The organism is Flavobacterium sp. N502536, assembly GCF_025947345.1.
Lineage (GTDB): Bacteria > Bacteroidota > Bacteroidia > Flavobacteriales > Flavobacteriaceae > Flavobacterium.
In genome coordinates this window covers 4,035,897-4,050,473 of sequence record NZ_CP110011.1, presented here as the reverse complement: position 1 = coordinate 4,050,473, position 14,577 = coordinate 4,035,897, and the positions used below count along the sequence as shown (strand labels likewise).

General features: G+C 35.0%; 12 protein-coding genes. 5 read left to right on the top strand and 7 right to left on the bottom strand.

Annotated features, from left to right (window positions below; genetic code table 11):
* Window positions 1-4: 4 nt before the first annotated feature.
* From OLM61_RS17045 to OLM61_RS17035, 3 genes are all read left to right on the top strand, one after another.
* Window positions 5-1,810 carry a M56 family metallopeptidase gene (locus OLM61_RS17045; RefSeq protein ID WP_264523806.1) on the top strand — a complete coding sequence of 602 codons (1,806 nt, stop codon included), beginning with the start codon at window positions 5-7 and terminating at the stop codon, window positions 1,808-1,810.
* 105 nt (window positions 1,811-1,915) lie between these two features.
* Window positions 1,916-2,056: an SsrA-binding protein gene (locus OLM61_RS17040; protein ID WP_264523805.1), complete on the top strand. Its 141-nt coding sequence runs from the start codon at window positions 1,916-1,918 to the stop codon at window positions 2,054-2,056.
* 94 nt (window positions 2,057-2,150) lie between these two features.
* Window positions 2,151-2,996 (top strand): EamA family transporter, encoded by an 846-nt coding sequence (locus OLM61_RS17035; protein ID WP_264523804.1) that lies wholly within the window; start codon window positions 2,151-2,153, stop codon window positions 2,994-2,996.
* A 98-nt stretch (window positions 2,997-3,094) separates the two neighbouring features.
* Here the strand turns inward: OLM61_RS17035 and OLM61_RS17030 are convergent, their stop codons facing one another.
* Window positions 3,095-3,649 (bottom strand): fasciclin domain-containing protein, encoded by a 555-nt coding sequence (locus OLM61_RS17030; RefSeq protein WP_264523803.1) that lies wholly within the window; start codon window positions 3,647-3,649, stop codon window positions 3,095-3,097.
* 210 nt (window positions 3,650-3,859) lie between these two features.
* On the opposite strand from OLM61_RS17030, the gene OLM61_RS17025 reads away from it, so the two are divergent.
* Both OLM61_RS17025 and OLM61_RS17020 read left to right on the top strand, forming a co-directional pair.
* Window positions 3,860-4,384 carry an ExbD/TolR family protein gene (locus OLM61_RS17025; protein WP_264523802.1) on the top strand — a complete coding sequence of 175 codons (525 nt, stop codon included), beginning with the start codon at window positions 3,860-3,862 and terminating at the stop codon, window positions 4,382-4,384.
* A gap of 13 nt (window positions 4,385-4,397) precedes the next feature.
* A complete protein-coding gene (locus tag OLM61_RS17020; RefSeq protein WP_264523801.1) occupies window positions 4,398-4,922 on the top strand; it encodes an ExbD/TolR family protein in 525 nt (174 codons plus the stop codon).
* Between the two features lie 173 nt (window positions 4,923-5,095).
* Here the strand turns inward: OLM61_RS17020 and OLM61_RS17015 are convergent, their stop codons facing one another.
* The 6 genes from OLM61_RS17015 to OLM61_RS16990 all read right to left on the bottom strand — a co-directional run bounded on the left by OLM61_RS17015 (window position 5,096) and on the right by OLM61_RS16990 (window position 14,517).
* Window positions 5,096-7,723, bottom strand: coding sequence for a T9SS type A sorting domain-containing protein (locus OLM61_RS17015; protein ID WP_264523800.1), 2,628 nt, complete (start codon window positions 7,721-7,723; stop codon window positions 5,096-5,098).
* A gap of 137 nt (window positions 7,724-7,860) precedes the next feature.
* A complete protein-coding gene (gene rpsA, locus OLM61_RS17010) occupies window positions 7,861-9,639 on the bottom strand; it encodes a 30S ribosomal protein S1 (protein WP_264523799.1) in 1,779 nt (592 codons plus the stop codon).
* Between the two features lie 309 nt (window positions 9,640-9,948).
* Window positions 9,949-10,599 (bottom strand): hypothetical protein, encoded by a 651-nt coding sequence (locus OLM61_RS17005; protein ID WP_264523798.1) that lies wholly within the window; start codon window positions 10,597-10,599, stop codon window positions 9,949-9,951.
* Window positions 10,600-10,941: 342 nt separating this feature from the next.
* On the bottom strand, window positions 10,942-11,364 hold the full coding sequence (locus OLM61_RS17000) for an MgtC/SapB family protein (RefSeq protein WP_264523797.1): 423 nt from the start codon (window positions 11,362-11,364) through the stop codon (window positions 10,942-10,944).
* Between the two features lie 284 nt (window positions 11,365-11,648).
* Window positions 11,649-13,598 carry an OmpA family protein gene (locus tag OLM61_RS16995; protein ID WP_264523796.1) on the bottom strand — a complete coding sequence of 650 codons (1,950 nt, stop codon included), beginning with the start codon at window positions 13,596-13,598 and terminating at the stop codon, window positions 11,649-11,651.
* A 10-nt stretch (window positions 13,599-13,608) separates the two neighbouring features.
* On the bottom strand, window positions 13,609-14,517 hold the full coding sequence (locus OLM61_RS16990) for a type IX secretion system membrane protein PorP/SprF (RefSeq protein ID WP_264523795.1): 909 nt from the start codon (window positions 14,515-14,517) through the stop codon (window positions 13,609-13,611).
* Between the last annotated feature and the right edge of the window lie 60 nt (window positions 14,518-14,577).

The following is a 14,577-nucleotide window of genomic DNA, read 5'->3' as shown; positions in this document are numbered from 1 at the left end:
GTATATGGAAGCTATTTTCATTTTTATCGCAAAATCAAGCGGATTGTTGGTATTGTTTTATGTTGCGTATTATTTTTTACTGCGCAAGGAGACTTTTTTTAACAGCAGCCGATGGTTTTTATTGGCCGGACTCATTACCTCAGTCGTTTTACCTTTTTTGGTTTATACCAAGGTTGTATGGATCGAGCCCACTCCTGTTGTTCAGGCTCCAACGGCAGTTACAGCACACGCTACTGTCGCAGCCTTAGATAACTCAAAAACCTATCTTTCACCGGTTGTAGAAAAAGACGCCTTTGAGATCGATTGGAATTATGTTGTACTCGCTATTTATGCTCTTGGTTTTCTGGCTTTGGTCATCAAATTTATGATTGACTTTTACAGTCTGAATACGGTATTAAAAGGAAAAAAAGTACTGCAACAGGCCGATTTCAAATTCGTCGATATCAACGAAAATATTGCTCCTTTCTCTTATTTTGATTATATCGTGTACAACTCATCAATGTACACCCCTTCGGAATTAGAGAGTATTATCGAACACGAAAAAGTACATAGCGATCAAAACCACACTATAGATGTTTTGATCTCAAGAGTTTTTTGTGTCTTATTTTGGTTCAATCCTTTTATGTGGCTGTACAAAAAAGCAATCCTTCAAAACCTTGAATTTATTGCTGACAGTGAAGCTTCTAAAAAAATAACCGACAAAAAAGCGTATCAATACACGCTTTTAAAAATAACAGCACATGAAAGTTGTGTTGCAATCACCAATCATTTTTATCAATCATTAATCAAAAAACGAATTGTCATGTTAAACAAAAATCAATCAAAAAAACGAAACTACTGGAAGTACTATGCCGTAATTCCTGCACTTATAGGTTTTGTCTTCTTATTCCAAATTGAAATAATTGCACAGGAAAAAGAATCAAAAGAACCTAAAGCAATTGCCGAGAAAACGGATCCTATTGATCTTATTAAAATTCAGAAAAACACAACCGATCAGGAACTTAAAAAAATCACAGAAGATCTAAAACAAAAACACAATATTGATGTTGTTATTTCGGATGTAAAAAGAAACAGCGAAAACGAGCTGACTGCTATTAAAGTAGATGTAAAAAGACAAAATGGAAAAACGCAAACCATCCACATCGAAAGCAACAAACCTATTAAAGGCTGTGGAATTATGGTATCAACCCAAAACAACGGCTCTAAAAGCGTAGCGTTAATCACGGATGATGCTCCTGCTCCAGACAAGAGAAATGTAAGTAGAAATCAGATTACAGTAAGCGACGAAAGCGATGATAACGATAGCGACAGCGATCATTCATCCCTGACGCCTCCAACTCCACCGACTCCGCCAACTCCCCCTGCATTCCTTGTTGAATCGATGCCACAAGTTCCTTCGATGGATGTACCGATGCCACCAATGCCTCCGGGAAATCCAAACAGCAAAACTGAAATGGCTAAGTTTAAAAAAGAAATGGCTGAATATGAAAAGAAAATTAAATCTATCGAGCCTAGCATAGCAGCTTATGAAAAGCAGATAAACACTGTGATGGCACAAAAAGAAGCGGTTTACGAAAAGGAGATGGCAAAATTCGAGATTGCTATGGATAAATTTACTGCCGAAATGGACAAATATACACAGGACATTCAGGTAAAATATGGTAAAGACTCTAAAGAATACGAAATCAACATGAAGCAGTATGAGATAGACATGAAGCAGCATGAAGCCGATATGAAGAAACATGAAAAAGAAATGAAGAGATACGAGAAAGAAATGAAAAAGCTTGAGAAAGAGAGCAAAAAATCGTAATTCGGGACATCTTTAGAAACCAAATAAATACCTAAAAATCAACAACAAAGACTTTGCTTAACCGCAAAGTCTTTTTTTTATATCTTTGCAAAAAATCTACCGCTCATGTATAAAATTTTAGCCAAACTCAACAAAATCCTATTACCGAGTTTTACCAGACAAGGACTAGACATTTCGAAAGCAAAAAAATGGCAGATGGCGGTCATCGGTTATCGTGCTTTTGTTACCAAACGGGCATTAGAATAATTCGATACCCTATTCCAAAATAAAATACTAAACTCTTAGTATACAACATAAGCTACCGCTCTGAGTGGTAGTTTCCCCCTTCCACTACATTTCCATGCAAAACAAAAAATTCAATATCCCTCCTGTTTACGCGGTGCTTTTAGCCATCATAAGCGTTCAGTGTGGAGCGGCAATTGCCAAAACTTTATTCCCAACCATAGGTGCTGCCGGAACAGCTTCTTTGCGAATCGGAATCTCGGCTATCCTCTTACTATTAGCCTACAGACCAAATTTAAAAGCAATCACTCCAAAACAATGGAAAATAGTGCTCCCGTATGGTTTAACTCTGGGTGCCATGAATCTGGTTTTTTATACCGCTATTGAAAGAATCCCGATTGGTTTGGCCGTAACACTTGAATTTATTGGTCCGTTGCTAGTGGCTATTATCGGTTCAAAACGTCTGCTTGATTATTACTGGGTACTATTGGCAGCAATCGGAATCGTTTTGATAGCACCCTGGTCAAATGATAGTATTGATCCAATAGGAGTTATATTTGCTCTTTTAGCTGGTGCTTTATGGGCTACCTATATTATTCTGGGAGGAAAAGTATCTAAAATTATGCATGACGGACAAGCAGTTGCTACAGGAATGTTATTTGGAGCTATTTTGATTTTACCGTTTGGTTTATACGAAAACGGACTGGCAAATCTTACTCCTAAATTCCTTGGGATGGGCTTTGCTCTGGCACTTTTATCCAGTGCAATTCCGTTTACGCTCGAAATGAAGGCTTTGGGACAATTGCCTCCCCGTACCTTTAGTATTTTAATGAGCCTGGAACCTGCCGCTGCGGCAGTCTGCGCTTATATTTTCCTGCAGGAGCATTTAAATTTTTATGAAATTCTGGCGATAGTCTGTGTTGTAATTGCTTCGGTCGGATCAACCTTAACTGCAAAGCGCTAAGTACCAAAAGTTCAAATTCCAAAACCCAAATTCCAAAACCCAACTTTCAAATTGGAATTTGGAATTTGGGTTTTGAACTTTGAGATTTAAGAGCTCTATTAGCTTTTTGGTAATAATACCGTATCCACTACATGTATCACCCCATTTGACTGATTTACATCTGCGATAGTTACTTTAGCACTGTTTCCGCTTTCGTCAGTAAGGTATAAATCTTTTCCTTTCATCCAGGCAGTTAAAGTTCCTCCGTTAACAGCTTTAATAACTGCTTTACCTTTACCGGCTTTAATTGCTTTTGCAATATCAGAGGCATTCCATTTTCCTGCTGCAACATGATAAGTCAAAATATTTTGAAGCATTTTTTTGTTTTCTGGTTTCAATAATGTTTCAACGGTTCCTTTTGGTAATTTATCAAATGCTGCGTTTGTTGGGGCAAAAACGGTAAATGGTCCTTTTCCTTCTAGTGTTTCAACTAAGCCGGCGGCTTTTACGGCTGCTACTAATGTGGTGTGATCTTTTGAGTTAACAGCATTTTCAATAATATTTTTATTGGGATACATTGCAGCCCCACCAACCATTACTGTTTTTTGCGCAAATGATGTAAATCCAAATCCCAATGCTAAGATTGCTACGGCTAAAAATTTTCTAGTTTTCATAATTAATATTTTAAGTTATAAGCTCATTTACGCTGGAATATTTGTTTTGGTTTTAACAAAAATTGAAAAATTTTTAGAAAAAACTAAAATATCCTCAAATAGCACTGTAAAACAAGCTTTTACCACTCCAAATTATTTTTGATTATTTTTAAAATCTTATCACAATTTGTTTTATTTTTAGTAATAACTTTAACTATAAATCAAACCATTATGCAAAATCTGCCTCAAAAAATCAGAAGTAAAAAGTTAAGTGCCAGAGTCGATTTAACTGCAATGGTCAGCGTTTCATTCTTGCTGATTATCTTTTTTATGGTAACGATCGAATTGGCGAAGCCAAAAGTTATAGTATATGATACTGGAGACAGAGGTTGTTGTGATTGCCCACCTCCTCATCACGGAGAGAATAGATCCATGACCATAATGTTAGGTGAAAACAACAAAATCATTACTTATACAGGATTGCCATACGTTCCTATTGATGCTCCCAAAACAACAAAATATGGGAAAAATGGAATTAGAAAAGTGCTGTTTGAAAGAAATAAAAAAGTTTTAGAATATTCAGCTGCATTAGGAAAACCTGGAAGAGGAATTACAGTAATTATTAAGCCCAGCAAAAATTCAAATTATGGAAACTTAATTGATATACTGGACGAGATGGCTATTGCTAAAATTGAGGCCTATGCTATTGTACCCGAATTTACTCCCGAAGAAACAAAACTATTAGCTTCAAATTAATAAATTGACTGACATGAAAAATCTGCCTCAAAAAATCAGAAGTAAAAAATTAAGTACAAAGATTGATTTAACTGCAATGGTCAGTGTTTCATTCTTACTGATTATCTTTTTTATGGTAACCATCGAATTGGCGAAGCCAAAAGGTATTGATTTAGCTTTACCGGATAATGGGGAAATCACTTGCGGGCCTATAGCTTGTGTTGATATTAATCGTATTTATACCATATTATTGGATGATAATAACAAAATTGTTTCGTATTCAGGGTTACTTTCTCTTTATGAAAATCCAAAAAGTATCGTTTATGGAGAAAATGGAATTAGAAAAGAATTATTTGAAAGAAATAAAAAAATAAAAGAATACTCGACCGCGCTTGGGAAACCAAAAAACGGTGCGATTGTAATTATTAAACCCAGCAAAAAAAGCAATTTCAAAAATCTTGTTGATATTCTCGACGAAATGGCACTGGCAAAAATTGATACTTATGCAATTGTAAACGATTTTACTCCTGAAGAAACCAAGCTACTGGCTGCAAAATAAAATTTCTTTTGAAACGGTTTGCCCTTAGCCCTGATGGTAGTAGCATCCTTTTTCTGGCTTCTTTAGCCAGGAAAAGATAGAGCGAACAGCAGGAAACAGCTTCTTAAAATTAAATATTATACATAAAAAAAGTCCCGCATTGCTGTGGGACTTTCTATTTATAAAAGACATTCTTAATATTTAATAAATTTCATACCCGAGCTTCCTTTATCCGATTTTACTTTTATAAAGTAATTGCCTGCAGTAAGTCTTGAAACATCAATACTTGAAGCCGATTTTGCATTTGGAACCGCAATTACCAATTGCCCTAACATATCATAAATAGATAGAGATTGTATTTCTATGCCTTCCTTTGCATTAATATTTAAAGTATGATTTGTCGGATTCGGATACAACGTAAAATAGTTTGAAAACTCAAAATCGGGAGTCCCCAGTGTTACTGTTTTAAAAGTTGAAGTCGCTTTATTGGTCAAAATTGGGAAATTATAATCGAAATAAATATTAGCCTCATTCGTAAAGGTATCGCCAACTCTTAAATTTGATTTTGTTTTGATTTTAAACGCTACATAACCGTCGTTATTGGCATCATCAAAGGGAAGATTGATACCCTCAAAAATAAATTCTACCTTATTCCCTGCTGTAATTTTAGTTGTAAAAGGATGACTTGAACTGGTTGGAACTAAAGTTGTAAGGTCAAATTTAGACAAATCGATCATGTCTTTTACTACAATATTCTCTGCAGCAAATGTTCCGGTATTTTCAAAACGAATCATATAGTGCACATACTCTCCTATTAATTCTGGTGTAATAACAGAACCTTCTAAACAGGTTTTATCGTTTGGATCGTAAGAACCTACCACTACCTGATTAAGTGTAAAAGCATTGTCGATTGGGCTTTCGTCTTTGTCCTGAGAAGCAATAGTTGCTGTTAATTTTAAAACATCGCCATTGTTTACAGCAGGTATATCTGTTGGTTTGTTTGATTTTAAAGTAAATACTATTTCTCTGCTTTCAAATGGCTGAATAGCTGCAAAACTCCATTCTATAGCATTAACTGATTTAGAAGAAAAAGCAGTATTGGAAGAAACATACTCCAATATAGCATCATCAAACGCAAATTTTATCGAACCCGATTGCACTACATTACCCTTATTTTTATATACGATTTTATACTTAGCGTCAAAACCGGGTCTTGCAACATCAATTGGTAATATCGTAACTTCTAAATCCCGATAAGTACCAACTGGAGTGATACAAAAATTTTGAGTGTACGGACTTGTCTGCGCCGGAAAAACAATCGTTGCGGTTGCCGGTGTTACAGAAAAATACCACGGATTTTCTAAAACAGGAGTTATCTTGTGCGTTCCTTTTAAAACAGGAATAGAATAATTACCCGATAAATTATTAACAAATGTTCCAGAAGAAGCTCCCACAATATTAAATTTTAAATTAGGATAAAACGGATCCGAATTGTCACAGCCATTTTTATTCGAATCTATTCTCTGTGATCCCTGAATTACAAAATAATCCTCTCCCGGATGAAAATTGCAATAGGAATTTACATGACAGTCTGTATATTTATACGTTTTGATTAAATTTTGAACTGTAGTAATTTCATTATCATTTTCATCAACGCAAATGTATTTCAAGTTGGGACAGTTGGCAAATTCCATACTGGATTGATTGATGACCCCATTTTTAATGGAAAGATATTTTAAATTTAAATTATTTGAAATACTAAAATAGGATCCTAGCTTACCATAAAATTCTAAACTTTCAAACTTATTATAACCAGCATATAAAGACTCAAACTTTTTACATAAAGACAAATCAAGCTCTTTTATTAAGTTATTGTCACAAGATATATTCAACAAGTTTATAGAACCTTTGATGTTCAAATTTGTTAGTTTATTATTGCTGCAATTAATCGACTCCAGAGCGACCAAATTAGATAAATTTAAATCGGTTAAACTACATTTATAAACATCTAATGATTTTAGATTTGGGGTATTTACAAGGCTTAATTGGCTTAATGTACTATTCTCACTAATTCTAAGATACTCCAGTTTAGGCAGGTCCTTCACCAGGATTGTAGTGAAATTATTCAAATTAGCTTCTACACCAACTATATTCTTACAACTGCTTAAATCCAGATCTGTCAATAGATTGTTATTGCAATACAAAAACTCCAGATCAGTCTGATTGCTTAAATCAAGGCTTTTTATTTTTGATCTTGTAATCATCAGTGTTTTTAACGATTTTAGGCTTTGAAGGTTGATTGATTCTAATCGATCTCCCCCTAAAAACAAAGTTTCCAGATTGGTAAACTGAGAAATTCCTGTCGGGCCATTATCCAATAAATAGGGCATTATTGAAAGGCTACTTTCTGCGCGTATTTCTTTTAAGTTAAGCCCGTTAATGTTGAGATCTTTAGTAACTAAATCCCCTCCACAATTTATTCTTTCTAAATTTTTCAACGGTCTCAAATCAGCGGTTACTCTTTGTCCGTAAAAATTCAAAGTCTTTAAACTGACAAAAAACTCAATTCCCATTAAGTTATAAATCGTCGATTTCGTTCCACCCAGTTCCAAAAAATAAACTTTTGATGCCTCGACAGCATTAATTTCCTTATCAAAGTTGGTGTCGACAACGATATTATTTCCGTTTATATCTTTTGCAAATCCATTGGTTGCATTTGCCGAAAGTAATCTATCTTTAAAAGGAGTACTTCCAAAAGTAATCACCTGTGCATTAGCACCATAAAAACATAACAATAAAACTAAAAAGTAGAGTTTCTTCATAAGTGGTATTTTTACACAAAAATAACCCTTTAACACAATAACACAACTTTTTCTGTTAAAATTTAAATAAGAAAAATAATGAAACAAAAAAAAGTCCCACATTGCTGTGGGACTTTCTATTTAGAGGAAACTAAGAATTATTTTTTCTCAGTTTTTTCCATTTTAGCTTTTAATGCAGCTAATACATCATTGTTATCTCCTAAAGTTGCAGCTGGTGCATTTGTAGAAGAAGCAGATGAAGTATTTTCAGTTGCAGCTTTCACGTTTTTCTCTTCTTCTTCACGGAAGATAGCAGTGTGAGAAGCAACTACTCTTTTGAATTCTTTGTTGAATTCGATTACTTTGAAATCAGCAGTATCACCTTTTTTCAATTTCTTTCCGTCTTCTTTTTCAAGGTGACGAGTTGGAATGAAAGCAACGATATCATCTCCGAATTCTACAGTAGCTCCTTTGTCAACGATTTCAGAAATCTCACCATTGTGGATAGTTCCTACAGCGAAAGAATCTTCGTATTGATCCCAAGGATTAGCAGTAGTTTGTTTGTGACCTAAAGATAATTTACGTCCTTCAACATCTAATTCTAATACAACTACATCAAGTTTTTCACCAACATTTACAAATTCAGATGGGTGTTTGATTTTCTTAGTCCAAGAAAGGTCAGAGATGTAAATTAATCCATCGATTCCTTCTTCTAATTCTACGAAAATACCAAAGTTTGTAAAGTTTCTAACGATACCTGTATGTTTAGAACCTACTGGGTATTTAGAAGTAATATCAGTCCATGGATCTTGAGTCAATTGTTTGATACCTAATGACATTTTACGGTCATCTCTATCTAAAGTTAAGATAACAGCTTCAACAACATCTCCAACTTTCACGAAGTCCTGAGCAGAACGTAAGTGAGTTGACCATGACATTTCAGAAACGTGGATTAAACCTTCAACACCTTCAGCAACTTCGATAAATGCACCGTAATCAGCGATTACAACTACTTTACCTTTTACTTTATCACCAATTGTTAAATTAGCATCTAAAGCATCCCATGGGTGAGCGTTTAATTGTTTCAATCCTAATTGAATTCTTGTTTTCTCATCATCGAAATCAAGGATTACAACGTTTAATTTTTGGTCTAATTCAAGAACTTCACTTGGGTGGTTGATTCTACTCCAAGAAAGGTCAGTAATGTGAATTAATCCGTCAACACCACCTAAGTCAATGAACACACCATAAGAAGTAATGTTTTTAACAACACCTTCTAATACTTGTCCTTTTTGTAATTGACCGATGATTTCTTTTTTCTGTACTTCAATATCAGCCTCGATAAGTGCTTTGTGAGATACAACAACGTTTTTGAATTCGTGGTTAATTTTTACCACTTTGAATTCCATCATTTTGTTTACATATACATCGTAGTCTCTAATTGGCTTAACGTCAATTTGAGATCCTGGTAAGAACGCCTCGATACCGAATACGTCAACGATCATACCTCCTTTAGTTCTACATTTAACAAAACCGTTAACGATTTCTCCAGTTTCATTAGCTGCAATAACTCTATCCCAAGATTTGATAGTACGTGCTTTTCTGTGAGATAATACTAATTGACCTGTTTTATCCTCACGGATGTCGATTAATACTTCTACTTTGTCACCTACTTTTAAGTTTGGGTTGTAACGGAATTCGTTTAAAGAAATAACACCTTCAGATTTAGCATTGATATCAACGATAACGTCTCTATCTGTAATTCTAACAACAACTCCTTCAACTACTTCTTCTTGATCTGTAGCGATGAAAGTTTTTGATACTAGTTCTTCAAACTCTTGTAAGTTTTTCTCATCTACTGCATCAATTCCTTCTTGGAAGTTATGCCAGTTAAAATTTGCTAAAAACTCTTCTTGTGATTTTAATTGTTCAGACATGCTGATAAAAAATTTGTATTCTGTTTTTCTCGAGTTTCATAAAGCAGTAGAAAAAACAGAAGTTGTTTTACATAAATAGTTGATACCTAATGGAAACTCTTCTTTGCCAAAAGGACTGCAAAATTAATACATTTATTCTTAACAGCAAAACAAAATCAAATGATTATCAATTCATTACTCGAACATTACGAAACTAAACCGTTTTAGAGAACAAAACTTCACTGTATCCTTTTAAAAATCAGACCCGACAGCTTTCAAAAACTGTCGGGTCTGATGGTGTTATTTTATATTTATGTGAATCTCTTTTTCTTAAAATACTGAGGTGAGATGGCTACTTTTGCTCTTTTCCAGCAAAATATCAAGTTTTAAAACGGTTTGTCTCCCGTTTTCGTCAATATAATTAAGCGTTTCCTTATCTGCATTTAGAGAAATTGTCTTCGGGTAATTGAAGTAAGGGACTATCTCTGAAAGATGAATTACAATATCCTCACCAGCACTATTCTTGTAACTCAGAATACCGCTCTTGTTTTCAAATACTGCTCCGATAAAAGTTTCGTTGTGCGTTGTCATCGAAAGCCACATTGTTCCATTACAAAAGTAAACATCTTTTGTAGAGAAATCTATAAAAATGTCTCCTGCCATCCCATTGTCTCTTGGAATACCATTTTCTTCGGTCATGTTTTTTAGATTGTTCCATTTATTGTTGTACCAGTAATAATAACCAGACAAAAGATTTACAGTACTTAGTGTATTAAAAACCAAAATAAATCGGGTATCCTTATCTACTACTGTTGACCTGTCAATCCTACTTTTTAATATTGCTCTTGGAATCATGATTTCTTTATTTTTACAAATTAGATCGAAACGGGATGATACATCTGACATTTGTTTTTGAGTGCCTGTCTGGCAAAGTGCAACGATAGGAACTAATAGTATAACATACAAAATTATCTTTCTCATCTTTAAGCTTAACCTTTAAATTCAGGTACAAATTTACCACACTCATTTACTGCATATTAGCCATATTAGACAGACAGATTAAAAGACGTAATAAGTGGTACAGTACTCTGTATAAACGGTAAAAGCGGGATCAGAAAACAATTGCTGTTGCTTCTCAGAAAATCAGGCTCCGCCTCCTATCCGATAAGGAGAAACAGCAAGACATAGCGAAGCCTCCAATTGTCTAGGTATCTGATACAAACAGAAGGAGTCTTTTGGAAAAATCAAGTTATAAAAATTAGAAGAAAAACAGGTCGGGTGCCTTGATTACTTTATTGTTCTAAAACATTTAAAGGCTTGCTTTTACTTTCGATTTCGCAGCCATCTTTCAATTGGTTCCAAAACGGTATTGACAAAGGTAACGAGAAAGGTACAAATCAGAGCTTCGATAAAATAACCCGATGCGGCAATACATCCAATAGCCGCACTGCACCATATTGTGGCCGCAGAATTTAGCCCGTGTACATTAGGGCCTTCTCTGAAAATAACACCGGCTCCCAAAAAACCAACCCCCATGACCACCTGAGCTGTAATACGGGTTACATCAATATTGGGCGCTGTTGCCGCCACTTTAATCGATAACAAAACAAATGCTGCTGCACCTGTTGCTACCAGCATATTGGTTTTTAAACCGGTTTCTTTGTGGTGCCACTGTCTTTCGAAACCAATAATTAGTCCGGCAAACAGTGCAATTATAAGTCGGGTTAGAAATTCTGTTGTACTCAAAGTTATTGTTTTTTATAATTAGATACTGTTGGGTTTAAATTTTCACACTGATTGCTTCGCCTGTTCGCTATCGCTCGGGTCTGCAGATTTAGCAGATGTTTTCTGTTTAATTTTTTCTCTAAATCATTTAATAGAATAAATTTAAGAAATTAAATACAATCATTTTTTATCTCTATCATTAAAAAACAAATCTCTTTGTACGGCACAAAAAAAAGCTGCAGGATTACCCTGCAGCCTTCATAACAATTAATTAACTCAACTTTATTAAAAAAGCTAACTCTTTATTACATCGAAACAATAATAAACTCACTTCTTCGATTTGCCTGATGTTCTTCTGTAGTACATTTTACGCCATCAGCACATTTATTCAGTAATTGTGTTTCTCCATATCCTTTTCCGGTTATGCGATCAGCAGCTATACCTTTTTTAACAAGCCATGCCACTGTTGCTTTGGCCCTTCTGTCGGATAGTTTTTCATTGTAAGCATGAGTTTGTCTGCTATCGGTGTGCGAGCGAACATCAATTTTCATGTTTGGATTTTGAAGCATCACCTGACGGATTTTCTCTAACTCAATGGCAGCCTCTTTTCGAACAATCGATTTACCTAAATCGAAGTAAATCATTTTTATGTGTAAAATTTTCGCTAAATCATCACCAACAATTAATTTTTCAATCGTTTTTTCGACCACTTTTTGAGGTGTTCTTTTCAAAGGTAATGTCAAACTTGTTTTATCGATTGCTTTAGGTAATTCGTTAGTATCATAATCTTGTCTTGCAGCGCGAACAAAGTATTCTTTATTGCAATTTACTTTAAAACTATACTTCCCATCGGCTCCGGTTATTACCTCTCCTATTATCTGAAGCTGATTGTCGAGTAAGTTTACTTTAGCATTCTCGAGTACCAAATTTGTTTCGGCATCTATAACAGTACCTGATAAAATCTCCTCACAAGGTAATTTTCTAGTTTCCGAAAAGCGGTAGACATCATCGTAACCATGTCCTCCATCTCTATTGGAGGAGAAAAAACCGGTTCTGCTTTTATTGTCAATTATAAAACCAAAATCATCCAGTTTTGTATTAATAGGAGCTCCAACATTCTGAACTTCACTAAACGTCAAGTCCTTTTTAATAGTCGAAACAAATACATCAAGTCCTCCTAATCCCGGTCGTCCGTCGCTGGCAAAATACAATTCATTATCTCCTGATATAAAAGGAAAAGTTTCTCTTCCTTCTGTATTAATTGCGGCTCCCAGATTTTCAGGTTTACCAAAACTGCCATCCGTATTAATCGTCACACTATACAAATCTGATTGTCCAAAAGTACCCGGCATGTCTGAAGCAAAGTATAACTTTTTTTCATCTATACTTAATGCCGGATGCGCTACACTGTATTGATCGCTGTTAAAAGGCAATTCAACAATATTCGTCCATTTACCCTCTATAAAACTTGCCTTATACAATTTCAACAAAGTGACTTTCTTGTCGTCTGTCCCTTTTGTACCGTTCAGAAAATTGTTTCTGGTAAAATACATCGTTAATCCGTCTTTTGTAAAAACAGGAGTCGATTCATTAAATTTTGAGTTGATCTTATTTTCAAATCGCTTCGGAGTTCCAACACTACCATCGGCGTTTAATTCTGCCGAATAAATATTGGTAAAAGATTTATTAGTCCATTTGAATTTTACTTTGGCAACTCCGCCCGTATCTCTGGCAGACGCAAATACCAATTTGTTATCTAAAAAAGAACTTCCATAGTCGGAGTATCTTGAATTAATTCCGGCATCGGCTATTTCAAATCGACCTGAATTGTTTTTTATCTGCTCCAAATAATTTTTATTCTTTTCAAATAACAATCCTCTTTTATCCGTACTTGCTTTTTGATTGAAAAGCTCTAATATTTTGTCGGCTTTGGCATAATTTCCTGTTGCTTTTAGTGTTTGGGCATATCGGTAATAGTACTCAAATTCCTGTTGATCATTCATTCCGAAAAGAGCTTTGTACCATTTTAAGGCCTTCACCAACTCGCCATTAAAATAATAGGCATTACCCAGTCGCTGGAACATTTTCTCCTCTCTATATCCTTTTTCTGCTACCTTTTCGTAAGCAGCAATTGCATCGATATAAGCATATTTATCGTATTTTTTATCAGCACTGGCGATACTGCCTGTCTGTGCAATCCCCTTGCAAACAAACAGCACTAAAAAAACGTTATAAACTAAATTTTTAATTTTCATAGTTGAAGTATTAGAAGAATCTTGGTGAAGTAATTCGGCTGTAGTTGTTTAGGAACTCAAAACGCAAAAATATCTCGTGCGATCCGGAGTTGTAGTTTACCAATCGCGTAGTTTCACGATCGTAAGCATAACCTAAATACATACTGTCGCTTATCTGAAATCCTGCCAAGGCACTAATTGACGCACTCCATCTGTAAGCAACCCCAATAACAAATTTATCATTGAACATAAAGTTGGCCGAAGCATCTACCTGTAATGGTGAGCCTTCTACCATTTTAGTCATTAAGGCCGGCTTGAATTTTATGGTTTCATAACGATTCAGATTAAATACATAACCTGCTATGAAATAATAGTTGATACGGTCTTTGTAGATGGAATAATCGTTATCGTCATAGCGGTTGGTTTGAATAAAATTAGGAACGGATAATCCCACATAAGCTTTATCAGTATGCCAGTAAACCCCTGCTCCGATATTGGGAGCGAATTTGTTCTGAAAATCCTGAAATTGAGTATCTCCCTGATGTTCAGGGCTTAACTTTGTAGGATCCAGTTTGAATATATTGGCCGAACCTTTAATACCAAAAGAAAGTTTGGCGGTTGCTGATGTTGGTATTGAGTAAGAGAAATCAGCTGATATGTTGTTCTCATTTGTTGGTCCGATTTTATCATTGACTACTGATACTCCCAAACCTACATTATTGTTTAGGGGTGTATTTAATGAAAAACTACTGGTTTCGGGTGCTCCATCAAGCCCAACCCACTGGGTACGATACAATCCGAAAATGCTCATCACCCCACGGGAACCGGCATACGCTGGATTTATATTAATGGTATTATACATGTATTGTGTAAACTGCGCATCTTGCTGAGCAAAACCTGCAGTAGAACAAAACAATAAAACTAAAACTAATTTTCTCATTTATTTTATTTTTAAATAATGGCTTAGCCTATTGACTAAGCCATTTTATTAGTACAGAAT

Bases quoted from the DNA above. Each gene is read 5' to 3' on its own strand.
- OLM61_RS17045 (WP_264523806.1), top strand. From the start codon at position 5: ATGGAAGCTATTTTCATTTTTATCGCAAAATCAAGCGGATTGTTGGTA.
- OLM61_RS17040 (WP_264523805.1), top strand. From the start codon at position 1,916: ATGTATAAAATTTTAGCCAAACTCAACAAAATCCTATTACCGAGTTTT.
- OLM61_RS17035 (WP_264523804.1), top strand. From the start codon at position 2,151: ATGCAAAACAAAAAATTCAATATCCCTCCTGTTTACGCGGTGCTTTTA.
- OLM61_RS17030 (WP_264523803.1), bottom strand. From the start codon at position 3,649: ATGAAAACTAGAAAATTTTTAGCCGTAGCAATCTTAGCATTGGGATTT.
- OLM61_RS17025 (WP_264523802.1), top strand. From the start codon at position 3,860: ATGCAAAATCTGCCTCAAAAAATCAGAAGTAAAAAGTTAAGTGCCAGA.
- OLM61_RS17020 (WP_264523801.1), top strand. From the start codon at position 4,398: ATGAAAAATCTGCCTCAAAAAATCAGAAGTAAAAAATTAAGTACAAAG.
- OLM61_RS17015 (WP_264523800.1), bottom strand. From the start codon at position 7,723: ATGAAGAAACTCTACTTTTTAGTTTTATTGTTATGTTTTTATGGTGCT.
- rpsA (WP_264523799.1), bottom strand. From the start codon at position 9,639: ATGTCTGAACAATTAAAATCACAAGAAGAGTTTTTAGCAAATTTTAAC.
- OLM61_RS17005 (WP_264523798.1), bottom strand. From the start codon at position 10,599: ATGAGAAAGATAATTTTGTATGTTATACTATTAGTTCCTATCGTTGCA.
- OLM61_RS16995 (WP_264523796.1), bottom strand. From the start codon at position 13,598: ATGAAAATTAAAAATTTAGTTTATAACGTTTTTTTAGTGCTGTTTGTT.
- OLM61_RS16990 (WP_264523795.1), bottom strand. From the start codon at position 14,517: ATGAGAAAATTAGTTTTAGTTTTATTGTTTTGTTCTACTGCAGGTTTT.